The organism is Kitasatospora sp. SC0581 (assembly GCF_048159585.1).
Classification (GTDB): domain Bacteria; phylum Actinomycetota; class Actinomycetes; order Streptomycetales; family Streptomycetaceae; genus Kitasatospora.
This window is the reverse complement of sequence record NZ_JBLRWA010000007.1, coordinates 73,703-95,175: the sequence shown is the minus strand read 5'-3', so window position 1 is coordinate 95,175 and position 21,473 is coordinate 73,703. Positions and strand designations below refer to the sequence as shown.

22 protein-coding genes are annotated in these 21,473 nt (G+C 75.1%); 12 read left to right on the top strand and 10 right to left on the bottom strand.

Going from position 1 to position 21,473, the window contains the following annotated elements; translation table 11 throughout:
- Nucleotides 1–279 precede the first annotated feature (279 nt).
- The gene (locus ACLWS4_RS14485; protein WP_416874320.1) at nucleotides 280–2,814 is read left to right on the top strand and encodes an SdrD B-like domain-containing protein; all 2,535 of its coding nucleotides are present in this window, start codon (nucleotides 280–282) and stop codon (nucleotides 2,812–2,814) included.
- Nucleotides 2,815–2,873: 59 nt separating this feature from the next.
- On the opposite strand, the gene ACLWS4_RS14480 is transcribed toward ACLWS4_RS14485, so the two are convergent.
- The gene (locus ACLWS4_RS14480; RefSeq protein WP_416874319.1) at nucleotides 2,874–4,235 is read right to left on the bottom strand and encodes a right-handed parallel beta-helix repeat-containing protein; all 1,362 of its coding nucleotides are present in this window, start codon (nucleotides 4,233–4,235) and stop codon (nucleotides 2,874–2,876) included.
- A 31-nt stretch (nucleotides 4,236–4,266) separates the two neighbouring features.
- Here ACLWS4_RS14480 and ACLWS4_RS14475 point away from each other — a divergent pair, with 31 nt between their 5' ends.
- Nucleotides 4,267–5,493 (top strand): Dyp-type peroxidase, encoded by a 1,227-nt coding sequence (locus ACLWS4_RS14475; RefSeq protein ID WP_375875559.1) that lies wholly within the window; start codon nucleotides 4,267–4,269, stop codon nucleotides 5,491–5,493.
- Nucleotides 5,494–5,594: 101 nt separating this feature from the next.
- Here ACLWS4_RS14475 and ACLWS4_RS14470 read toward each other — a convergent pair whose 3' ends face one another.
- Together ACLWS4_RS14470 and ACLWS4_RS14465 are read right to left on the bottom strand one after the other, a co-directional pair.
- Nucleotides 5,595–6,854: a cytochrome P450 gene (locus tag ACLWS4_RS14470; RefSeq protein WP_416874318.1), complete on the bottom strand. Its 1,260-nt coding sequence runs from the start codon at nucleotides 6,852–6,854 to the stop codon at nucleotides 5,595–5,597.
- 102 nt (nucleotides 6,855–6,956) lie between these two features.
- Nucleotides 6,957–7,595 carry a TetR/AcrR family transcriptional regulator gene (locus ACLWS4_RS14465; protein WP_387966834.1) on the bottom strand — a complete coding sequence of 213 codons (639 nt, stop codon included), beginning with the start codon at nucleotides 7,593–7,595 and terminating at the stop codon, nucleotides 6,957–6,959.
- 101 nt (nucleotides 7,596–7,696) lie between these two features.
- Between ACLWS4_RS14465 and ACLWS4_RS14460 the strand changes: the two genes are divergently transcribed.
- Both ACLWS4_RS14460 and ACLWS4_RS14455 read left to right on the top strand, forming a co-directional pair.
- Complete coding sequence (locus ACLWS4_RS14460; protein ID WP_416874317.1) at nucleotides 7,697–8,092, top strand: DUF4345 domain-containing protein; 396 nt, start codon at nucleotides 7,697–7,699, stop codon at nucleotides 8,090–8,092.
- Nucleotides 8,093–8,189: 97 nt separating this feature from the next.
- The gene (locus ACLWS4_RS14455; protein ID WP_416874316.1) at nucleotides 8,190–8,732 is read left to right on the top strand and encodes an MOSC domain-containing protein; all 543 of its coding nucleotides are present in this window, start codon (nucleotides 8,190–8,192) and stop codon (nucleotides 8,730–8,732) included.
- A 12-nt stretch (nucleotides 8,733–8,744) separates the two neighbouring features.
- On the opposite strand, the gene ACLWS4_RS14450 is transcribed toward ACLWS4_RS14455, so the two are convergent.
- From ACLWS4_RS14450 to ACLWS4_RS14440, 3 genes are all read right to left on the bottom strand, one after another.
- Complete coding sequence (locus ACLWS4_RS14450; RefSeq protein WP_416874315.1) at nucleotides 8,745–9,047, bottom strand: hypothetical protein; 303 nt, start codon at nucleotides 9,045–9,047, stop codon at nucleotides 8,745–8,747.
- Nucleotides 9,048–9,146: 99 nt separating this feature from the next.
- A complete protein-coding gene (locus tag ACLWS4_RS14445) occupies nucleotides 9,147–9,467 on the bottom strand; it encodes a metal-sensitive transcriptional regulator (protein WP_369808334.1) in 321 nt (106 codons plus the stop codon).
- Between the two features lie 78 nt (nucleotides 9,468–9,545).
- Nucleotides 9,546–9,866, bottom strand: coding sequence for a heavy-metal-associated domain-containing protein (locus ACLWS4_RS14440; RefSeq protein WP_074002457.1), 321 nt, complete (start codon nucleotides 9,864–9,866; stop codon nucleotides 9,546–9,548).
- A gap of 231 nt (nucleotides 9,867–10,097) precedes the next feature.
- On the opposite strand from ACLWS4_RS14440, the gene metF reads away from it, so the two are divergent.
- Nucleotides 10,098–11,030 (top strand): methylenetetrahydrofolate reductase [NAD(P)H], encoded by a 933-nt coding sequence (gene metF / locus ACLWS4_RS14435; protein WP_416874314.1) that lies wholly within the window; start codon nucleotides 10,098–10,100, stop codon nucleotides 11,028–11,030.
- 80 nt (nucleotides 11,031–11,110) lie between these two features.
- On the opposite strand, the gene ACLWS4_RS14430 is transcribed toward metF, so the two are convergent.
- Both ACLWS4_RS14430 and ACLWS4_RS14425 read right to left on the bottom strand, forming a co-directional pair.
- Nucleotides 11,111–11,416, bottom strand: coding sequence for a hypothetical protein (locus tag ACLWS4_RS14430; RefSeq protein ID WP_380745140.1), 306 nt, complete (start codon nucleotides 11,414–11,416; stop codon nucleotides 11,111–11,113).
- Nucleotides 11,417–11,641: 225 nt separating this feature from the next.
- Nucleotides 11,642–13,228 (bottom strand): serine protease, encoded by a 1,587-nt coding sequence (locus ACLWS4_RS14425; RefSeq protein ID WP_416874313.1) that lies wholly within the window; start codon nucleotides 13,226–13,228, stop codon nucleotides 11,642–11,644.
- A gap of 129 nt (nucleotides 13,229–13,357) precedes the next feature.
- Between ACLWS4_RS14425 and ACLWS4_RS14420 the strand changes: the two genes are divergently transcribed.
- Both ACLWS4_RS14420 and ACLWS4_RS14415 read left to right on the top strand, forming a co-directional pair.
- Nucleotides 13,358–14,017, top strand: a complete 660-nt coding sequence (locus ACLWS4_RS14420; protein ID WP_416874312.1) for an RNA polymerase sigma factor — start codon at nucleotides 13,358–13,360, stop codon at nucleotides 14,015–14,017.
- On the top strand, nucleotides 14,014–15,147 hold the full coding sequence (locus ACLWS4_RS14415; RefSeq protein WP_416874311.1) for a CU044_5270 family protein: 1,134 nt from the start codon (nucleotides 14,014–14,016) through the stop codon (nucleotides 15,145–15,147). Before ACLWS4_RS14420 ends, ACLWS4_RS14415 begins: the two co-directional genes overlap by 4 nt.
- Nucleotides 15,148–15,251: 104 nt before the next feature.
- On the opposite strand, the gene ACLWS4_RS14410 is transcribed toward ACLWS4_RS14415, so the two are convergent.
- Nucleotides 15,252–16,157: an NADP-dependent oxidoreductase gene (locus ACLWS4_RS14410; RefSeq protein ID WP_416874310.1), complete on the bottom strand. Its 906-nt coding sequence runs from the start codon at nucleotides 16,155–16,157 to the stop codon at nucleotides 15,252–15,254.
- 279 nt (nucleotides 16,158–16,436) lie between these two features.
- Between ACLWS4_RS14410 and ACLWS4_RS14405 the strand changes: the two genes are divergently transcribed.
- The 3 genes from ACLWS4_RS14405 (at nucleotide 16,437) to ACLWS4_RS14395 (ending at nucleotide 18,500) form a co-directional block, all read left to right on the top strand.
- Nucleotides 16,437–17,873, top strand: a complete 1,437-nt coding sequence (locus ACLWS4_RS14405; protein ID WP_416874309.1) for an MFS transporter — start codon at nucleotides 16,437–16,439, stop codon at nucleotides 17,871–17,873.
- Between the two features lie 88 nt (nucleotides 17,874–17,961).
- A complete protein-coding gene (locus ACLWS4_RS14400) occupies nucleotides 17,962–18,126 on the top strand; it encodes a hypothetical protein (protein WP_416874308.1) in 165 nt (54 codons plus the stop codon).
- A 50-nt stretch (nucleotides 18,127–18,176) separates the two neighbouring features.
- A complete protein-coding gene (locus ACLWS4_RS14395; RefSeq protein ID WP_380745547.1) occupies nucleotides 18,177–18,500 on the top strand; it encodes a hypothetical protein in 324 nt (107 codons plus the stop codon).
- Nucleotides 18,501–18,512: 12 nt separating this feature from the next.
- Here ACLWS4_RS14395 and ACLWS4_RS14390 read toward each other — a convergent pair whose 3' ends face one another.
- Entirely contained in the window at nucleotides 18,513–19,451 is a 939-nt protein-coding gene (locus tag ACLWS4_RS14390; RefSeq protein ID WP_416874307.1) for a LysR family transcriptional regulator, read from the bottom strand.
- A gap of 72 nt (nucleotides 19,452–19,523) precedes the next feature.
- Between ACLWS4_RS14390 and ACLWS4_RS14385 the strand changes: the two genes are divergently transcribed.
- Together ACLWS4_RS14385 and ACLWS4_RS14380 are read left to right on the top strand one after the other, a co-directional pair.
- The gene (locus tag ACLWS4_RS14385) at nucleotides 19,524–20,411 is read left to right on the top strand and encodes an SDR family NAD(P)-dependent oxidoreductase (RefSeq protein WP_416874306.1); all 888 of its coding nucleotides are present in this window, start codon (nucleotides 19,524–19,526) and stop codon (nucleotides 20,409–20,411) included.
- 40 nt (nucleotides 20,412–20,451) lie between these two features.
- The gene (locus ACLWS4_RS14380; RefSeq protein ID WP_416874305.1) at nucleotides 20,452–21,381 is read left to right on the top strand and encodes an SDR family NAD(P)-dependent oxidoreductase; all 930 of its coding nucleotides are present in this window, start codon (nucleotides 20,452–20,454) and stop codon (nucleotides 21,379–21,381) included.
- Nucleotides 21,382–21,473 lie beyond the last annotated feature (92 nt).

The window sequence follows — 21,473 nt, the reverse complement described above, 5'->3', positions numbered from 1 at the left end:
CCTCTCGGCGGGCTCCGCCGTCGGCGGGCGGTGCGTACCGATCATGCCGTACAGGCGGGTCGGGCGTGCCGTCGGTCTCATCGGGGACGGCCCGGAGATGTGGTCGGGAAGTATGCGAACTAGTGAGGCCGTGTCCGAACTCGATGCGATTTCCCGGCGCTTTCCGTCACTCGCGCCGGTGAACGCGGGGTGAGTGCGGGACGTGGGCGACCGGTGGCCGCTGTCCTGGGGGTCCTGTCCGGATCGGGCCTGCGCCCGTCGGTGAGGGGAGACGGAATCTTGAAGAGGACGAGAAGACGGACGCGCCGGGCCGCGCTGACGGCGGCCTTCGCCGTCGTGCTGGCCGGCGGAGGACTCGTGGCGGCCCCGTCGGCCTCCGCGCAGGGCGGTGTCGGGGCGGTGACGGTCCGGGTGGTCCGGGCGGTGGACGCCACCGGTGTGTGGACGCCCGCGCTGGAGCCGGGGATCGCGGGCGTGACGGTGACGCTCACGGATGACGCGGGCACCAGGACCGAGGGCGCCACGGGCACCGACGGCACGGTGACGCTGGCCCCGGCCGCGAGCACGGCGACCGACGGCAAGTACCGCGTCCGGGTGGTGAATCCGAAGCCGGGCACGCTCTTCCCGGCCTTCGCCTCGCGCCAGGGCCTGGACGGCGCGCCGAACCAGTTGAGCTCCAACGAGGAGTTCGTCGACCTCTCCGACGGCAGGAACGTCGCGTACACCACCGGGTTCTGGTACCCGGGCGACTACTGCCAGAAGAACGCCCCGCTGGTGACGACCTGTCAGAACACCGCCTGGCAGGGCGGGGCGCAGCGCACGCTGGTGTCGTTCCCGTACGGCGCGCGCGGCCAGGACGGCGTGGACGTCGACGTCACCGGCATCGCCACCGACGCGCAGACGGGCACGCTGTTCGGCATCGCGTGGAACAAGGCCGACCGGCGGGTGTTCTCCTCGGCGGCGGCCAAGCGCACCACCGACTATGGTCCGGGCGGCGCCGGCGGGATCTACGTGACGGACCCGGCGCGGAAGACCACCACGCTGTTCGCCACCGTCCCGGACGCCGGTGGCACGGCGCACGCGCCGGGGTCGGACGACGCGTTCCTGGCCGTGCCGGGCAAGGAGAGCCTCGGCGGGCTCAAGGTCACCGAGGACGGCCGGGACCTGTTCGTCGTCAACCTCAACTCCCGTGCGCTGTACCGCTACGACGCCACCGCGGCGACGGCCGCGGCGCCGACGGCCGTCTACCCGGTCCCGGACCCGGGCTGCCCCTCGGCCGGGGACTGGCGGCCGTTCGGCCTGGGCCTCCAGGACGGCGTCGGCTACCTGGGCGGTGTCTGCTCGGGCGAGTCGACGGGCCGGGCCTCGGACCTGCGGGCGGTCGTGCTGCCCTTCGACCCCGCCACCGGGCTGTTCCAACCGGCCGTCCTGGAACAGCCGTTGGACTACCCGCGGCAGTCGACCGTGGGCAGCGGCCCGTGCGACGGCGCGGGCTGGTTCCCGTGGACGGACACCTACCCGACCTCGCAGAACGGCCAGGCCTGCTCCGGTTACCGGGCCCAGCCGGAACCGGAGTTGGCCGAGGTCGGCTTCGAGACGGACGGCTCGATGCTGCTGGCCTTCCGCGACCGCCTGGCCGACCGGGCGACGGGCCAGTCGGCCTCGGGCGCCGCGGTCGGCGAGGTGCTGTCCGGCGGTGACCTGGACAAGGCCTGCGCGGAGAACGGCACGTACGTGCTGGACACCGACAACGGGTGCGGGCTCTCGCCCCGGGGCACCCGCTTCTTCGACACCAGCCGGTTCGGCGTCCACCACAACGCGGACTACGCCGGGATGGCGCTGTCCAAGGTCGAGAGCACCATCGGGATCTCCGGGTACGACCCGAACAACACGGCCTTCGGCTACGGAACGGCCTTCGTCCAGCGGGCGGACGGCCGGCAGGCTCCGGGGACCGGCCTGCGGCTCAACCCGGCGGATGTGCCCGCGCCGTTCGGCAAGGGCGCCTCGATGGGCGACCTGGAGGTGCTCTGCGACCGGGCGCCGCTGCAGATCGGCAACCGGGTCTGGTATGACCCCGGGCGCACGGGCATCCAGCGGCCGGGCGGGCGCCCGGTCCCCGGTGTCACGGTGCACCTGTACGACGGGGCGGGCGCGCTGGTCGGCACGACGAGGACCTCGGCGCGCGGCGAGTACTACTTCGACGACTCGAACGTCACCGGCGGCCTCGCGCCGCGCACCCGGTACACCCTCCGGCTGGACGAGCCGGCCGACTACGCCGAGGGCGGCCCGCTGTTCGAGTGGGCGCCCACCCGGCACGACGTCGGCGACGACCCGTTCGTCAACTCCAAGGGCGTCGTCCCGCGGGGCGGGAAGTACGCCGAACGGGAGCTGACCACCGGCGGACCGGGCGAGAACGACCACACCCTCGACTTCGGCTTCCGGCCGACGAGGGGCGTGCTGACCCTGGTCAAGGTGGACCAGGACGGCAGGCCGCTGGCCGGGGCGACGTTCCAGCTGTGGCGGGTCAGCGGCGGACCGGGGTGGCCGGGGTGGCTCGGCTGGCCGGGCCCCGGCCGCGAGCGCGGGGACACGCCGGTCGGCGAGCCCTGCACGACCGGGGCCGACGGCGTCTGCCGGGGCCGCGGCGGGCCGGGGACGTACTACTGGGTGGAGCTGAGGCCGCCCGAGGGCTACGCGGCGGACCGGACGGTCTTCGGGCCGCTGGTGCTCACCTGCGACAACCTCGGCGACGGGATCACGGTGACGGTGGTCAACCGGCTGATCCCCGGCCCCTGGCTGCCGCACGACCGGTGACCGGCACCGGGCGGCCCCGCGGGGAGCAGGAGTCCGCGGGCCCGCCCGGTGCGGCCGGTTCAGTGCTTCGGGACGGCGTCCGCGGACTCCGGCAGCGGGTAGGCGCCGGGGTCGACCGGCCCCGGGAGGTCGGTCGCCGGGCGGCCGGGCGCGGTCGGGTCCGGCAGCGAGGGCTGCGCGGGCGGGACGGGCACCTGGCTGAACGGGATGCCGGGCGGCGCCTGGACGGGGCTGGTGCGGCCGAAGGGCGGGGCGCTCCGGCCCTGGGCGGCGCAGCCCGCCAGCGTCTCCAGGCCGTCCGGGCTCTGGACGGCCGGCTGGTTGCCGGTGAAGCAGTTGCCCGGGTCGACGGAGGCCAGCACCAGGTCGGTGCCGTTGCCGGTGGCCCGGTTGCCCTCGACCCGGTTGCCGCTCGCCGGGTGCCCGGGCGGGTCGGTGATGACGATTCCGGCCGCGCGGTTGCCCTGGACCAGGTTGCGCTGCACCTGGTTCGCCGTGCCGCCGCCGATCCCGATCCCGATCCCGTAGGCGCCGTCGGCCTGTTGGGGGGTGTCGGTGGCGTTGTTGTCGGTGACGACGTTGCCCACGATCACCGCGCCGTGCTGCGGGGCGAGGGCTTCGAGGTCGTTGGAGTTGACGGTGACGCCGACCCGGTTCCCGGTGACCCGGTTGCCGACCACGGTGAGCCCGTCGGAGGCGTTGGTGATCTCGATGCCGACGGCGTTGCGCTCGACGGTGTTGCCCCGCACCAGGGTGTCGCAGGGCTTGCACTGGCCGACGTAGATGCCGGAGTCGGCGCCCCCGGAGGCGTACGAGTCCTCGATGACGCCGCCGCGGGCGTCGAAGGCGTAGATCCCGTACAGGCCGTTGTTGTAGGCGGTGACACTGCTGGCGCGGAAGCCCTCGACCACCGGGAAGCGCACGGTGTCCAGCGGGTTGTAGGCGGAGCCGCCGGCGCCGTGCTGCTGGAGCTTCTCGTCGGTGACGCCGGTGAACAGCACGCCGTTGGCGAGGTAGCCGTGGACGGTGAGGTTCTCCACCACCGAGCCGGGGCCGGAGGCGGTGATGCCGTTGACCAGCCGCAGCCCGCCGTCCAGCACCACGGTGTTGCGGTCGGTGCCGCGCAGCACGATCCGGGGCTTGGTGAGGCGCACGCTCTCCCGGTAGGTGCCCGGGTCGACCAGCACGGTGTCCCCCTCGCGGGCGACGTCCACGGCCTGCTGGATGGTCGGGAAGTGCTGCGGGACGCGGATGACCGTGCCGTCCGGGTGCTTGGCGTCGGAGGAGGACGAGCCGCCCGAGGAACAGCCGGCCAGCGCCAGGACGGCGGCGGCGAGCAGGGCGGGCAGGCGCCTGGCGATGCGGGCCCCGGGTGGGGGTGTCGTGCCGGACCGCGGGTGACGTGTGGTCAAAAGTTGCATACGGCGTGTTCTATCGTCTCCAATGTCGCCCATGCATGCCGAAACCGGAAAGGCGCAGGACCAGCCACCGACCGCGCGGGGCGCCGGGGTGGATCGAAGGGGGCTGCTCGCCGGCGGGGCGGTGGTGGCCGCCGGGCTCGGCGCGGGGGTCACGGCACTGGCCATGGGCACCGGCGGCGTCCGGGGGCACGGCCGCGGCGCCCGACCGGCGGCGGCACCGGAGCCACCGGCCGTCCCCTTCCACGGCGAACGGCAGGCCGGGGTGACGACCGCGCAGCAGCCGGCCACCCAGCTGCTGGCCCTCGACCTGGCGCCCGCCGCGACCTCGGACGGGCGGGCCGCCCTGCGCGGCCTGCTCGGCGAGCTGACCCGGGTGCTGGCCGGGGCGACCGGCGGCAGCCCGGCCGACGCCCGGCTGCAGGGCGGCCAACCGGCCCGGCTCAGCAGCCTGGTGGGCGTCGGCCCGGGCCTCGCCGCCCGGCTGGGGCTGAACGTTCCGCCGGCCCTGCTGACCGAGCTGCCCGCCTTCCCCGGGGACCGGCTCGACCCGGCGCGCGGCGGCGGCGACCTGGTGGTCCAGCTGTGCGCGGCCGACCGCTGGCCGCTGTCCGTGGTCGCCGAGCAGGTCGACGCGGCGGCCCGGGCGGCGGGCGCGACCGCGCGGTGGACGCAGTCCGGCTTCCTGGCCCGGACGGCCGGCGGCGCCACCCCGCGCAACCTGTTCGGCTTCAAGGACGGCACGGCGAACCCGGACGGCACCGAGAGCGGGCAGTGGGTCTGGGGCCCGCCGGGGCCGTACGAGCACGGGACGGTGCTGGTCTACCGCCGGATCCGGATGGACACCGCCGCCTTCGCCGCCCTCCCCGTCGACCACCAGGAGCAGGTGATGGGCCGCCGGGCCGGCGACGGCGCCCCGCTCACCGGCACGGCCGAGCACGACGAGCCGGACATCTACGCCAAGAACCCGGACGGCTCGTACCTCATCCCGGCCACCGCGCACGTCCGCCTGTCCAGCCCCCGGCTGGACGGCGGCGCCCGGATGCTGCGGCGCGGCTACAACTACGACGACGGCCCGGGCGACCGCGGCCTGCTGTTCTGCGCCTTCATGCGCGACCCGGCCCAGTTCACCCGCGTCCAGAACCGCCTGGCGGCGCGCGACGCCCTCAACACCTTCATCGAGCACACCGCCTCGGCGGTGGCCTACGTCCTGCCGGGAGCGCCGGAGGGCGGGACGCTGGGAGAGGGGTTGTTCGGGTGAGCCGGGGGCGGTGGTCGGCCGCCCCGCCCGCCGGCTGAGGCCGGGCGGCCGACCGCCGGTGCCGGCTACCGGCCGATCACCGGTGCCGCCTCCCGTTCGACCTACCAGTCGACCGGGAGGCGGGCCGGGCTCCGGGTGGTGCCGCCGAGCTGCCAGGCGAGCTCCGCGACCGGGGTGGTGAGGCGCAGGCCCGGCAGGGCGGTGGCGAGCCGGTGCAGGGACTCCCGCATCTCCAGCCGGACCCGCCAGGCGCCGATGCAGTAGTGCGGGCCGGAGCTGAAGGCGAGGGTCGGGGCGGGGAGCGGGAGGCCCAGGTCGGCGTCGAGGCCCTCGGGGTAGACGGCCGGGTCGCGGTTGGCGCTGCCGAGGCTGACGGCGACGACCGAGCCGGCCGGGATGGTCACGTCGCCGACCTCGACCGGCGCGGTGGTGCGGCGGATGGTGGCCTCGTCGTCGCCGAGCGGGATGTAGTGCAGCAGCCGTTCGGCGGTGCGCTCGGCGGTGTCCGGGTCGGCGAGGCGCGGCCAGTGCTCGGGGCGTTCGCCGAGCACGTAGACCAGGGCGTTGGCGAGGGCGCCGGCGACGCTCTCGTTGCCGCTGGCGGTGAGCCCGGCGACCAGGAAGACGAGGGACTCCTCGGGGACGCCGCCGTCCTGGTCGGCGGCCCGGACCAGCCGGCTGACCAGGTCGTCGCCCGGCTCGCGGCGCCGGCGGGCAACCAACTCGCCCATGAAGGAGCCGAATTCGGCGAGGGTGGCGTCGTGGTCGGGGTCCGTGCCCGGTTGCTGCCCGCCGTCCTGAGCGCCGTCCTGACCGCCGGCCGGCTCGCCGCCCTGGTCCTCGCCCTGGGCAAGCAGGGCGCGGGTCCAGCGCTGCAGCCGCTCCTCGTCCAGGTGGTCCGGCCCGTCCCCGTCGAGCCCCATCAGCCGGGTGGTGACGGCGAACGGCACCGGCCGGGCGAAGGCGGGGACCAGGTCGGCCGTCGGGCCGGCGGCGACCAGCCGGTCCACGGACTGCTGGACGGCGGCGGCGACCCACGGCTGCCAGCCGGCGATGGCGCGCGGGGTGAAGGCCCGTTGGGCGGTGCCGCGCAGCCGGCGGTGGGCGGGCCCGTCCTGGTTGAACAGGGACGCCGGGTTGGCGGCCACGTCGGCGGTGGCGCCCGCGGTGCCGACGTCATGCAGGTCGGCCCGGGTGACCCGGGGGTCGCCGAGGACCTGCCGGACGTCGTGGTAGCGGGTGATCAGCCACGCGGGGGTGCCGTCCGGGAGGGTGGTGGGGTGGGGCGGCTGGGCGGGGGTGGTGGGGAGCCGGTGGAGTGGGGGGAGGGTGGTCCCGGTGTCGGCTGCGGCGGAGTCCATGGGTCCCTTCGCGGGGTTCGGAGGTCCGACTGGTCGAGGGGAGTCAGAGCATCCAATTGTCATATGTTCATGAGGAATTGGGCGCTTGCGGAGCTTCTCCCCTTACGTCCCGATGGTATGCCCTCGGTGCCCCCAGCCGGGTGCCGGATCGACGGGCAGCAGCGGCCGGAGCGCGCCCAGCACGGCGCCGATGCAGGCGTCCCGCAGCTCGGTGCGGGAGCAGCTCTCCTCGGTCAGCCAGTCGATGACCAGCACCCGGACGAACACCAGCCAGCTGCGCAGGACCTGCGACACCGCCAGTCGCGCCCGCTCGTCCGCGAGCGGGAGGACGCCGAGCAGCCGGCCGCGCAGGGCGTCGAGCTCCTCGGTGATGATGGTCTGGATCACCTGGTCCCCGGCCAGCACGCGGTTGGCCGCGAGCACGGCGTGCCGGTTGGCGATGAAGTAGTCGAGGTGGGCGTCCATGCCCTCGACCAGCTGCTCGACCAGGGTGTCGCCCGGGTCGAACCGGCTCCTGGCGAGCAGGTCGGCGGAGGCCTCCCGGTAGACCGCGGCGAAGAGTTCGTGCTTGCTCGCGAAGTGCCGGTAGAGCAGGGCGCGGGAGACCCCGGCCCGCTCGGCGACCTCCTCCATCAGCACCCCCTCGTAGGGCCGTTCGGCGAACAGCCGGGCACCGACGGAGAGCAGCTGGGCGCGTCGCTCGGCGGGGGAGAGCCGGCGGCGCCGTTCGTGGACTGGCATGCGGGCCAGGCTACTTGACACGTGTCTACTTGCCGGCGCTAGCGTGGTGGGCAACGTAGTAGACACGTGTCAACCAGACCTCTGTGAGGGGTGGACGGGCCATGGCCAAGGCGTTGCGGGTGCTCGCGTGGACGATGGGGATCGCCTGCGTGGCGATCGGCTTCCTCCACATCCTGCTGGGGAACTCCGCGATGCCCGGGATCGCGGACGCCGGCCCGACGGTCGGCAGCTTCGGCCGCTTCATGGGCGCGGTCTTCGCCGGGTACGGGGCGGCCTGGATCCACGCCGCCCGGCAGGCGCCGGTGCCCGCCCGGCCGGTGCGGTGGCTGGCGGCGGTCCTCCTGCTGGGCGGCCTCGCGCGGGTGCTGTCGCTCGTCGCGGACGGCCGTCCGCACTGGTTCCAGCTGGTGCTGATGGGGATCGAACTCGGGCTCGCACCCGTGTACTTGTGGCTCGCCGAAGCGGACGAGCGGGCGCACGCGGACGGCCGGGCCTGAGCGCCCCCCGGTTCACCCCGTCCTCGGAGGGCCGGTCGTCAGCGGCGGCTATGCTGCTCCTGCGATCGAACGTACGTCCGTGAGGAGGGTCCGGAGCATGAGCGGCACCGTGGTGGCGGTCAGCAGCAACGCCGAGTACTCGTTCACCAAGCCGAACAGGGACGGCATCACCCTGCTCGCCGGCCTGGGCGTCGAAGGGGACGTGCACGCCGGGGTGACGGTCCGGCACCGGTCCCGGGTCGCCCAGGACCCGACCCAGCCCAACCTGCGCCAGGTCCACCTGATCCACCGCGAACTGCTCACCGAACTCGGCGAGTCGGGCTTCGACGTCACACCGGGCGCCCTCGGTGAGAACATCACCACCGAGGGCGTCGACCTGCTCGGCCTGCCGGTCGGCGCGGTGCTGCGGATCGGCCCGGAGGCCGAGGTGGAGATCACCGGCCTGCGCAACCCGTGCGCCCAGATCGACGCCTACCGGCCCGGCCTGCTCAAGCAGGTCGTCGGCCGTGCCGAGGACGGCACGATCGTGCGCCGCGCCGGCATTATGGGCGTCGTCCGCACCGGCGGCCCGGTCCGACCCGGCGACGCCGTCGCGGTCGAGCTGCCGGACGGCCCGCACCGCCCACTCGACCGGGTCTGAGGACGGCGCACCTCAGGGCGCGTTGTCGTCCGGGTGCTCGTCGACGCGGCGCAGGTCGTAGAGGTACGACCGGCCGGCCTTCCAGCTGCGCCACGGCCCGGTCGGCGGGAGCTCCCGGTGTCGGTCCTCGCCCAGCAGCGGACCGGAGTTGGGCACGCCCTCGGCGTCGACGACGCACCAGCCCCGCTCCGGCGTCCACCGGCACCACAGGTCCAGCTCCCGCCGCTTGTAGGACGGGCGGCCGTTGGCGGTGCCGTTCAGGTCGAAGCGGTAGACCAGTCCGTCCAGGCGGCGGACGAACTCGATCGCGGACACGGCTGATCCCCTCCTGGAATGATCCGGCGAGATACCCCCACCCCGTAAAGGTGACGGCCCCCGGGGGCCGTCGGAGGAACCGTCACCGCTGAAACGCGGTCAGGACCTGACCAGGCGGGCGATGGCCTGGTTGGCCTCGCGGATCTTGGTGCCCGCCTCCTGGCCGCCCTCGGCGATGGCGTCCCGGACACAGCATTCGATGTGCTCTTCGAGGAGTTGGAGGGCGAAGGACTGGAGGGCGCGGCTGGCGGCGGACACCTGGGTGAGGACGTCGATGCAGTAGGTGTCCTCCTCGACCATGCGCTGGAGGCCACGGATCTGGCCCTCGATGCGGCGGAGCCGCTTGCGGAAGTCGTCCTTGTGCGAGCTGTAGCCGGCCATGGCCGTCTCCGGTTCCTGTGCGGTGAGGCGTGCGCTCACTCTACCGGGGGCGTGCCGAGGGGGAGTCGGCCCGGACGGGCGGGGTGGCGCCCTCCCGTCCGGGCCGACGTCGGAGGCTCAGGCCTCCACGCGGCCGACCAGCTCGTAGCCGGCCTCGTCGACGGCGGCGGCCACGGCGGAGTCGGCGAGCGGCAGGGTGCTGCCGACGGTGACCCGGCCGGTGGCGAGGTCCACGGCGACCTCCTCGACGCCGTCGAGCTTCTTCAACTCGGCGGTCACCGAGGAGACGCAGTGGCCGCAGGTCATGCCCTTCACCTGGAAGACCGAGGTCCGGCCGGACTCGGCGGCCGGGGCCGCGCCGGCGCCGGTGCCGCACGAGCCGCAGCAGGAGGTGGCCTCGGCGGCGGCGGACTCGACGGTGACGGTGGTCTCGCTCATGGGTGTGCTCCTGTCGTGGTGCCCGGCGCCGGCCGGACTGCCCGGGCGGCTGCTTCCTTTCGAACATACCATACCCCCCTAGGGTAATCGCTAGAGCTGCCGGAGCACCTTCCGCCGCCCGGACTGGGCCGTCAACGACCCGCTGTGACAGTCCTGTTGCGGGTGCCGGGGCAGGGTGGAGGAGCTCCCCCGCATCCCCGGACGACCGACCCCACCACCTGAGGTGAACCCATGGACCACACCACCCGGCGTGCCCCGCGCGGCCTGCGCGACATCCTCGCGGCCGGCGAACGGAGCTACTCCTTCGAGTTCTTCCCCGCCAAGGACGAGGCCGGCGAACGCGCCCTGTGGGCGGCGATCCGGCGGGTGGAGGCGGTCGCGCCGACCTTCGTCTCGGTCACCTACGGCGCCGGCGGCTCCTCGCGCGACCGCACCATCGGCACCACCGAACTGATCGCCGCCCAGACCACCCTGCGCCCGGTGGCCCACCTCACCGCCGTCGGCCACTCCACCGCCGAACTCCAGGCCGTCCTACGGCGCTACGCCGACGTCGGCATCCGCGACGTCCTCGCCCTGCGCGGCGACCCGCCGGGCAACCCCAACGGCCGCTGGGAGCCCCACCCGCAGGGCCTGCGCTACGCGGCCGAACTCGTCCGACTCGTCAAGGAGTGCGGCGCGTTCACCGTCGGCGTCGCCGCCTTCCCCGAGCGCCACCCGCGTTCGGCGGACTGGGACGACGACATCCGGCACTTCGTCGCCAAGTGCCGGGCCGGCGCCGACTACGCCGTCACCCAGATGTTCTTCGACGTCGAGCACTACCTGCGGCTGCGCGACCGGCTGGCCGCGGCCGGCTGCGCGACCCCGGTCATCCCCGAGATCATGCCCGCCACCGACGTACGCCAGATCAGCCGCTTCGCCGAACTCAGCGGCGCCTCCTTCCCCGCCGGACTGGCCCGACAACTGGAGGCGGCCCGCGGCGACCGGGCGACCGCCCACCGCATCGGCGTCGACCACGCCACCAGGATGGCCGAACGCCTCCTCCACGAGGGCGCGCCCGGCCTCCACTACATCACCCTGAACCGCTCCACCGCCGCCCTGGAGATCCACCGCAACCTCGCCCTCACCACCCCGACCCCCCGCCCCCTGACCCCCACCGCGGCCTGACCCCTGCGGTGAACGGCGAAGCCGAACCAGTCCGGCGCCGGCCTCCTCGGGTGAGGAGGCCGACGCCGGAGGGCGCCTCGCTACGAACGGAGTCCATCATTCGCGCGTTCCGTAGCAGCCGCCGACTCGGCGAGTGCACGGACGACGAGCAATGCCGTCCCCTCGTCGTGGATCCCTGTCGATTCCCTCTGCTCCACGATCATTTCCGCTGCCATGTGCGCCGTGGCATGCGCCAGCGAGTACTCGCCCAGGACCAGATCCCGCCCGATGATCCCGATGACAGCGTCGAGAGCGGGGACGACGTCGTACAGGTTCTTTCCATCCGCCCACACGGCTTCTCGGGCCCTCGGATCCTCACTCATGAACGAGATCTTCTCAAGGACCACGGGGCCGACCGACTGTGGGCCGGCAGGCGCGCGAACCCTGTCCTCCACCGACTCCACCGCGGCCGGCGGCGTGAGCGAACCGGCTCGGCCGGGATCCCGGCCGAGCCGATCTCGGATCCGGTAGGCACAGCAGGGCCCTGCCCTGCCTGCTTGACCTTCGATGAGACACGGTGTGATCCGTCAGGCTTCGGTGAGGATCGCTCAGGGTTCGTCGCAACGGGACGGTCAGCGGGTGCGGTAGGCCTCGGTGATGGTCTGGTCGAGGGTGTTGCCGTCGGTGTCGGTCAGTTCGGCGCGCAGGGAGACGGCGGTGCCGGCCGGGGGGTTGTGGACGGTGACGGCGCCGGCCTCGACGGGGAGGCGGGTCCAGGAGGCGCCGCCGTCGGTGGAGGACGAGACGGTGAGCGAGCGGACGCGGCCGTCCGCGGCGGCGCCCTGCACGGTGACCGGGATGCGCAGCGCGCTGCCGGCCGTCGCGGTGCCGCTCGGGTCGAGCCCGGGGGCGAACCGTACGACGCTGACGGGGAGCGCGGTCGGGGCGGCGGTGGTGGCGGAGGCGAAGGTCCAGGACGCGGTCACCCGGGTGGTCGCGCCGGCCGCGGCCTTGCGGGTCACGGTGGCGGCCAGACGGTAGCCCGCCGTGCCCGGGGCCACGGTGAACTCGCCGCGCCCGGCGGCGTCGGAGGCGGCGCCGACCAGCACCCCGTCGCGGTACAGCGAGGTGTAGGCGGTGTCGAACGACGGGGTCCACGGCACGTGGCCGTCGCCGTCGGCGAGCAGCGGGACGTCCGCGGTGATCCGGTCGCCGTCGCGGGAGACGGCGGGGCGGTCGGTGAGCGCGGGGCCGAAGACGGGGCCGTCGAAGGTGCGGGTGGTCGTGGCCCCGGCCCGTACGGCGACGCGGTCTTCGGTGTAGTAGGTCGGCCGGCTGCCGTCGGTGCGGGGGACGGTGACGCCGATGTCCCAGGTGCCGCGTTCGGGTGCGATGTGGAAGGTGGCGGTGCCGGGTGTGGTGACGCTTCGGGATTCGCCGATGCTTGCTCCGTCGCTCGGCTGGAGGCTGACGAGCGCGGTTCCGGCGCCGCCCGGTCCGGCGGCGCCGCGGATGTTCACGGTGGCCAGCTCCTGTGCGGAGTAGTGCTTGCTGAGCCCGGTCAGCGCGCGGGTGCCGGTGGAGGTCCGGCCGAGCAGGTAGCCGCCGGTGTCGGTGTCCCAGTTGACGTCGAACCACTGCTTGACCGCCCCGGCCTCGGTCTGCGGCCCGAGGTGGGCGACGCGCAGGTTCGGCGACCCGTTGGCGACGTTGACGGTCCTGGTGGCACCCTCGTGTGTGACCTCGACGAACATCCCGCTGTGCCGGAAGCGCGCGGACCCGTCCGGGGGCCGGACGTCGACGAGGGCGGTGGTCCGTGCGTCGACGGTGACGGTGGTGTCGTGGTCGAGGTCGAGGCGCGGCTGGACGATCCAGTCCGTCCAGATCGTGCCGCCCGGTTCCAGGCCCGAGGTCAGGTTGCTGTCCAGCACGTACCGGCCCTTGGGCAGCCGCACGGTGGTGACGCCGGAGGGGGCGTCGAGCCGGACCGAGGTGTCGGCGCCGGGGCCGGAGATCCCGGTGACGCTGGTCCGGTACGGCGCGGTCGCCTGGCCGGCGCGGTCCAGGTGCCGGACGGTGAGGGTGTACGTCTGCGGCTCGGCGGCGAAGGCCGGGCCGCCGAGGGCGGGAGTCGAGGCGCCGACCAGGGCGACGGCGACGGCCAGGGCCCGGAGGGCGTTCCGGCGGGGAACGGAGCGGGGAGCGGAAGCGGTGGTCATGTCCTGTACTGCTCGGAGGGGCACCAGAGTTCCTGTGAGCCGGGCCACATCGACGGTGGGTCGGGGCCTGTGACGCACGTCACCGGAACCCGGGTGTCGGACCGGGCAGGGCAGAGTGTGGAAGCACTCATGAGAACGCGTCTGCGCCGCGGCGACCCCGACGTCCTGGGCGAGCTCTACGACGAGCACGCCCAGGTGCTGTACCGCTACGCCCTGCGCGTGACGGGCGACTGGGCGGAGGCCGAGGACGTCGTCTCGACGACCTTCCTGGAGGCGTGGCGGGGCCGGGAGCGGCTGCACCCCGACGGCGACGGCCTGCGCCCGTGGCTGCTGGGGATCGCGACCAACGTCATGCGCCGCAACGCCCGCGCCCGGCGGCGCCGCGACCTCGCGCTCGCCCGGATCCCGGAGCGCGGCGCCGTCCCGGACTTCTCCGACGACCTGGTCGCGCACCTCGCGGACGTCGAGGAGCTGCGGGCCGCGCGCCGGGCGCTCGCCCGGCTCCGGCGGCGCGACCGGGAGGTCTTCACGCTGGTGGTGTGGGCCGGACTGGACTACGCGAGCGCGGCCGAGGCGCTCGGCACGCCGGTCGGGACCGTCCGCTCGCGGCTGTCCCGGGCGCGGGCCCGGCTGCGCGAACTCACCGAGGCCGAGGCCAGGGCGGAGGCGAAAGTGAAGGCGAAGGTGAAGGCGAAGGCCGAAGCCAGGGCCCGCGCCGCCGCCCCCGCCCTGCCCGTACCGGGCCGCCTCCCCGCGCTCCGGCCGTCGACCCAGGAGAGCCACGGATGAACGCCACCCCACGGCGAGCCGCGCAGCGCCCGGCGTCCGAGGAGTCGGAGCGCCGTGAACTCGCCGGGCTGCTGCCTCCGCCGACGGTGCCCGGCCTGGACGCGGATCGCCAACTGCTGTTGAGGGAGGCACTGTTGCGCCAGGCCGCCGAGCCGCAGGGCCGCCCCGCTCCGCGAGCCCCGCTCCGGCGTCCGGCCGGGCGCTCGGTCCGGCGCCCGGCCAGGCGTTCGGCCCGGTTCCGGATCGCGGTGCCTGCGCTCGCCTGCGCCCTGGCGGTGGTCGGCGTCGTGGCGTCGGACCTCGGGGGCGCGGGAACGCCCGGGCGCGACCACGCGGCGGTGGCGGGAGGCGGTCCGACCGGCGGCTCCGAAGCCGTACGGCTGCTCGACCGCATCGCCCTCGCCGCCGCCGGATCGGAGCAACCGGCGGTCCGCGCCGACCAGTTCGTCTACATCGAGAGCAGGGTCGCCTACGCGGCGCAGAGCGCGGGCGGCGGCCCCGTGACGATGGCGCCCGCGCACACCCGGCAGGTGTGGCTGTCCGCCGACGGCAGCCGCCCCGGCCTGCTGCGCGAGGAGGGCGGGCCGGACAGCCGGCTCGGCGAGGACGGGCCGGTCCTCCACCTCGACCAGCCGGGGGCGACGGCCCGGCCCGAGGCGTTCGGCGGGGGAGGCGGCCCGTCGGTCGGCGAACCGACCCACGCCTTCGTCGCCGCGCTGCCCACCGACCCGGACGCCCTGTTGCGGCTGGTCAGGGAGCAGACCCGGGGCCAGGGCCAGGACCCGGACCAGCGGGCGTTCACGGCGATCGGCGACCTGCTGGCCGAGACCTGGGCGCCGCCGCAGGTCGCCGCCGCGCTCTACCGGGCGGCCGAGCGGATCCCCGGGGTCACGGTGGTCGGCTCGGCCGTCGACGCCGCCGGGCGTGAGGGCGTCGCCGTGGCCCGTACGGCGTACGGGCGGCAGACGCAGTGGGTCTTCGACCGGAGCACGTACGGGTTCCTCGGCGAGCGCACGGTCCTCGCCGAGGACGGCGAGGTGGGCCCGGCCGGGACGGTGGTCGGCACCTCCGCGGTCCTCGCCCGGGCCGCCGCCGACCGCGTCGGTGAACTCCCGCCGCCAGTCCGGTAGTCCGGTGCCGGCCCACCCCGCCGGGTTCCTCCACGAGGGCCCCCGGTGCGGTGGGCGCGGCCCGGCCGAGGGCCGCTCGCGGGTGAGGCGGCCGAGGGCGGCGGTCAGAACGTCACGACGATCTTCCCGGCCAGGCCGCCCTCGCGGAACCGCTCGTGCGCGGCCCGGATCTCCTGGAGCCCGTACGTGGCGTGCACCCGAGGCCGCAGGGCGCCGGCGTCGACGAGCCGGGCCAACTCGGCCAGCCCGGCGCCGTCCTCGCGCACCTGGTGGACGGTGGTGCGCACGCCGCGGGCGGAGAGGTCCGGGACGGGGCCGGCCTGGGTGGCGATCGAGGCGTAGCGGCCGCCGTCCGCGACCGCGTCGGTGACGAAGGCCCCGAAGGTGTCGAAGACCGCGTGGTAGCCGCCGCCCCGGAAGGCGGCGGGGTCGGTGGAGACGAGCCCCGCGCCGTGCTCGCGGGCGAAGCCGGCCTGGGCGTCCCGGGAGACCAGGGCGTCGACCTCGACGCCCCGCGCCCGGGCTATCTGCAGGGCGAGCCCGCCGACCGCGCCGGCGGCACCGGCGATCAGCAGCCGCTCGCCGGCGGACACCGCCAGCCAGTCCAGCGTCTGCAGGGCCGTCAGCCCGGGCAGCGGCAGCGTGGCGGCCTCGACCAGGCTGACCGCCCGCGGCGCGACGGCCACCGCCTCCGCCGGGAGGGCGACCAGGTCGGCCCAGGTGCCGCGGGTGGTGTCGAGCTGGTGGGACATGGCGATGACCCGTTCCCCCGCCTCCAGCGGGCTGTCGCCGCCGTCGGCGACGACGCCGGCCAGGTCCCAGCCGAGCGTCGTCGGCAGCGGGGGAGCGCCCTCGCCGATGGCCCCCTCCCGGGTCTTGTCGTCGACGGGGTTGATGCCGCTCGCGACGGTCCGGACCAGCACCTCCCCGGGCCCGGGCACGGGCCGGGGGGTCTCGACGAGGTCGAGGACCTCGGGGGTGCCGAAACGGTGGATCTGGATGGCGCGCACGGAGGGCCCTTCACGAGGCGGGTGCTGACGCCTGGTGAAACCCCGCCGGTGGACGCCGGATTCCCCGCCCTCGCGGGCTGCCTCCCGCCTCCGGGCCCCGTTCCCCGCCGCCCCGGCTCCGTTGACTAAACCCTACCCCCCTAGGGTATGTTCTCGGTCATCCTCACCGGGGTCGTCGACCGGCACACCCACCGTGCCCGTCCTGCGAGTTGACGATCCCCGGCGATCGCCGCGAGGCACCGCCCCCGGCCGATACCCCTCACAGACAGGGAGCAAGAGATGGCAACCGACAGCACCAGGCCCGACCCCCGGAGGTGGCGCGCACTGGCGCTGATCGCCGCCGCGCAGTTCGTGGTGATCATGGACACCTCGATCATCGGGGTGGCCCTGCCCAGGATGAAGGACGCCCTCGGCTTCGGCCAGGAGGACCTGTCCTGGGTGTTCAACGCGTACGTGGTCGCCTTCGGCGGCCTGCTCCTGCTCGGCGGACGGCTCTCCGACCTGCTCGGCGCCCGCCGCCTGTTCAGCGCCGGCTGGGCGGTCCTCGGCGCGGGCTCACTGCTCGCCGGCCTCGCCGGGAACGTGCCCACCGAGCTGGCCGGCCGCGGCGTCCAGGGCCTCGGCGCCGCCCTCATCGCCCCCTCGGCGCTCACCCTGCTGATGACGCTCTTCGGCGGGAACCCGAAGGAACTGACCAAGGCCTTCGCCCTGTACGGCGCGGCGGCCCCGGCCGGCGGCACCGCGGGCGTCTTCCTCGGCGGCCTGATCACCCAGTACGTCAGCTGGCCCTGGGTGTTCTACATCAACATCCCGGTGGCCGCGGTCGCGCTGCTCGCCACTCCCGCGCTGATGCCCTCCGCGCCCCGGCGCCGCGGCGGCATCGACCTCGTCGGCGCGCTCACCGTCACCGCCGGACTGGCCGCCGCCGTGTACGCCGTCGTCCGCGCCCCGGAAGCGGGTTGGGCCTCCGCGTCGACCCTGCTGACCCTGGCCGGCGCGGCCGTGCTGCTGGCCGCCTTCCTGGTCGTCCAGGGCAGGCGCCGCGAGCCGCTGATGCGGCTGGGCATCTTCCGGGTGCCGAACCTCGGCGCCGCCAACCTCGCCCAGTTCCTGCTGGCCGCGGCCTGGGTGCCGATGTGGTTCTTCCTGAACCTCTACCTCCAGCAGGTCCTCCACCTCGGCGCCTTCGCCAGCGGCGCGGCCCTGCTGCCGATGACCGTCGCCATCATGGGCATCATGATCACCCTGGCGCCCCGGCTGATCGCCCGCTTCGGCCCCAAGGCGCTTGTCGTCACCGGCATGCTCGCCCTCGGCGCCGGCCTGGCCGGGCTCTCGCAGGCCCGCCCGGACGGCAACTTCTGGACCGACGTGCTGCCCGCCTCCCTGCTCGCCGCGACCGGCATGGCGCTCGCCTTCATCCCCTCCCTCGGCACCGCGATCTCCAGCGCGCCCCCGGAGGACGGCGGCCTCGCCTCCGGCATCGTCAACACCGGCTACCAGGTGGGCTCGGCGCTCGGCCTGGCCGCGATGACCGCACTGGCCGGCGCCCGGACCCCGGACGCCACCGTCCAGGGTCTGACCTCGGGCTTCTCCGCTGCCTTCCTCGGCGCCGCGGCGATCGCGGTGGCCGGGGGCCTGCTCGCGGCGGCCACCCTGCGCACCCCGCGCCCCGGGCGCGCGGACGCCGCCGGGACGAAGTCCGCGACGGCCGCGTGAGGACGCCCACCACCCCGCCCGCCCCGCCGGGGGCCGCGTCCACCGACGCGGCCCCCGACGGCCGTACCCCCACGCGAAGGAGCCCCCGATGACACACCACCCGGCCCCCGCCACACGCCCGTCGGCCCTGCTGCGCGCCGTACGCCACCCCGTCACCCGCTGCCTGATCGCCTGCCTGGCCGCCGCCGTCGCGGCGGCCGTCACCGCCGACCCGACCCGTGGCACCCCCGCCCCCTGCCGCCCGGGCCGCTGACCACTCGCGCCCGCACTCGATCCTCCCCGCCTCACGTACGCTCCTCAGTCGTGGACTTCACCCCCGAAGCACTCGCCGAGCTCGCGCGGGCCGGAGACGCCGCCGCACTGCGGCAGGCTCTGCCCGTAGCCCTGCCCTGGTGCACCGTCCTGCCCGACGGGGACCTCGACACCCTGATCACCGAACTGGTCGACACGGCGCGCGGCGCGGTGGCCCCGGACGACCTCGCCCCGGTGGAGCTCCTGCTCACCCAGTGGCAGCACAGCGCCGAGGTGTACGCGGACCCGGCCCTGCTCGCCGTCCTCACCCGCGAGCCCGAGGCCGACCTCGGGCCCGTCCCGCCGCCCGGGGCGGACCGACGAGCCGCGGACTGACCTGCGCGGGGCTCAACGGGCCTCCTGCGGACCGCCGTTCGCCTCCGCCACCGCTGCCGCGCGCAGCGCCGCCGCCAGGCGGCGGACCGGGTCGGTGGGCGGCTGCGGGAGGCGGGCCAGCAGCAGGCGCCGCACCTCCTGCGGGCCGCCGCGTACCGGCAGGACGCGTACGCCGGGCGGTGCGGCGGCGGCCATGGCGGGGGAGACGGTGGTCAGCCCGCCGCCGGCCGCCACCAGGTGCAGCTTGGCGAGCCAGTCGCGGGCGGTGTGGGCGATCTCGGGCCGTTCGTCCAGCCCCGGCCACACCCCCATCAGCCGGTCGGCCCCGGCGGACGGCCCGGCGATCCACCGCTGCCCGCGCAGGTCGGCCACGTCGACGTACTCCCCGCGGGCCAGCGGGTGCGCGGCGGGCACGGCCAGGCACAGGGCGCGCTCGGTCAGGGTCTGCAGCACCAGGGGCGGCGACTCGGTGTCCGGGGCGCGGAACGGCGGGGCCGAGGAGAGCAGGGCGAGGTCGATGCCGCCCGCCCGCAGCGCCCGCGCCAGCGTCGCCGTGCCGCCCTCGCGGCTGGTCACCCGTACTCCCGGGTCGCTGCGCCGCAGCGCGGCGAGGGCCTGCGGGACGAGCGTGGTGCCGGCGGTCGGCACCCAGCCGAGCCGGACCGTCCCGCCCTCCTCCGGCCTACCGGACAGTTCGCGGGCCGCCGCGTCGATCTCCTCCAGCACGACGGTCGCGTGCCGCATCACCACCCGCCCGGCGGCCGTCACCCGGACACCCTCGCGGCGCCGTTCCAGCAGTTCCGCGCCCGCGGCCCGTTCGATCGAGGCGATCTGCCGGGACACCGCCGACTGGGTGTACCCCAGCGCCTGCGCGGCCGCCGTGAAGGTGCCCTGCTCGGCCACGGCCCGGAACACCCGCAGCGCGGTCAGCGAGACGTCCGTGAAGTCCATGACGTCTACGCATAGCAGAGGTGCGAGAGTTTCGTTGGACTCATGGAGGCGCCGGTTCCTACCGTGGTCGGTATGAGCGATCCCCGCACCGCCCTCGTCACGGGGGCCAACCAGGGCCTCGGCCGGGCCCTCGCCGAGGGACTGGCGGCCCGCCTGCGGCCGGCCGACCTGGTCCTGCTCACCGGCCGCAGCGAGCAGCGCGTCACCGAGGCCGCCCGCCAGGTCGCCCGGTCGGCCGGCACCCGCGGTCGCGTCGAAGGGCGGGTCCTGGACGTCACCGACGCCGAGGCCCTCGCCCGCCTCGCCGACGAACTCCGGCAGCGGCACGGCGGCGTCGACATCGTCCTGTCCAACGCCGTCGCCCGGCTGCTCCCCGGCGAGTCGCAGTCCGAGCGCGCCGACGAGTTCATCGACGTCTCCAACACCGCCACCCACGCCGTGCTGCGCGACTTCGCCCCGGTGCTGCGCCCCGGCGGCCGACTGCTCGTGGTGGCCAGCAGCCTGGGCACCCTCGGCCACCTGGACCCCCGGCTGCGGCACCTGTTCGACGGCGCGACCCTCGACCAGGTGGAGTACGCCGTCGAGTCCTGGCGCGCCGCGATCCACCACGGCACCGCCGAGGAGGCGGGCTGGCCGCGCTGGCTGAACGTGCCCTCGAAGGTGGCCCAGGTGGCCGCCGTCCGGGCGGTCGCCGCCGAGCGGCGCGAGCGCGACCTCGCCGCCGGCATCCTGATCGCCTCCGTCTGCCCGGGCATGGTCGACACCGCGACCTCGCGCCCCTGGTTCGGCGACTACCGCGAGGCGCGCCCGCCGGCGGTGGCGGCCGCGGACATCCTGGACCTGGTGTTCGCCGAGCCCGTCGACCCGGTCCTGTACGGCGAACTCGTCCGCGCGGGCCGCCCGCTCGACTGGTACGGCGGCACGCCGCCGACCGAGCAGGACCGCCTGCTCGTACCGTGAGGGCGTCGACAACACCCGTCCCCCGAAGAGGAGTTCACCGATGAACGCGATCAGTACGCCGTACGGCTTCGCGACCACCGCCGCCGAGGTCGCGCAGGGCGTCGTCCTCACCGGCCGCCGCGCCGTGGTGACCGGCGCCGCCTCCGGCCTCGGTACGGAGACCGCCCGGGTGCTGGCCGGCACCGGCGCCGCCGTCACCCTGGCCGTCCGCGACGTGGCGGCCGGGCGGCGGGTCGCCGAGGAGATCACCGCGGCCACCGGCAACCGGGAGGTGCACGTCGGCCGGCTGGACCTCACCGACCTGGCCTCCGTCGCCGCGTTCGCGGAGGCCTGGCAGGGCCCGCTGCACATCCTGGTGAACAACGCCGGCGTGATGGCCTGCCCGGAGCGGTACACCGAGCAGGGCTGGGAGTGGCAGTTCGCCACCAACCACCTGGGGCACTTCGCCCTCGCCGCCGGCCTGCACCGCGCGCTCGCCGCCGACGGCGCCGCCCGGATCGTCTCGGTCAGCTCCAGCGCCCACCAGCGGTCGCCGATCGTCTGGGACGACGTCCACTTCGCCTTCCGCCCGTACGACCCGTGGCTCGCCTACGCCCAGTCCAAGACCGCCAACGTCCTGTTCGCGGTCGAGGCGAGCCGCCGCTGGGCCGACGACGGCATCACCGCCAACGCCCTGATGCCCGGCGCGATCCTCACCAACCTCCAGCGCCACACCGACGGCCGGGGCAGCGGGACCATCCCGCCCGAGCTGATGAAGACGGTCGCCCAGGGAGCGGCGACCTCCGTCCTGCTCGCCGTCTCACCCCTCCTGGACGGCGTCGGCGGCCGCTACTTCGCCGACTGCGACGAGGCCGAGGTGCTCGACCGCCGAGGCGTCCCGCTGCAAGGCGTCGCACGCTACGCGCTGGACGGCGAGAACGCCCGGAGGCTCTGGGACCTGTCGGAGGAGTCGGTGAAGTCCTCCGGCTGACCGCCGCTCGGACCGGACCGGACCGGGTCCGTTGTGAGCCGATCATGCCCGCGAAGGTATGGCGCGATAACGGGATTGGTCTTGGAAAAGGC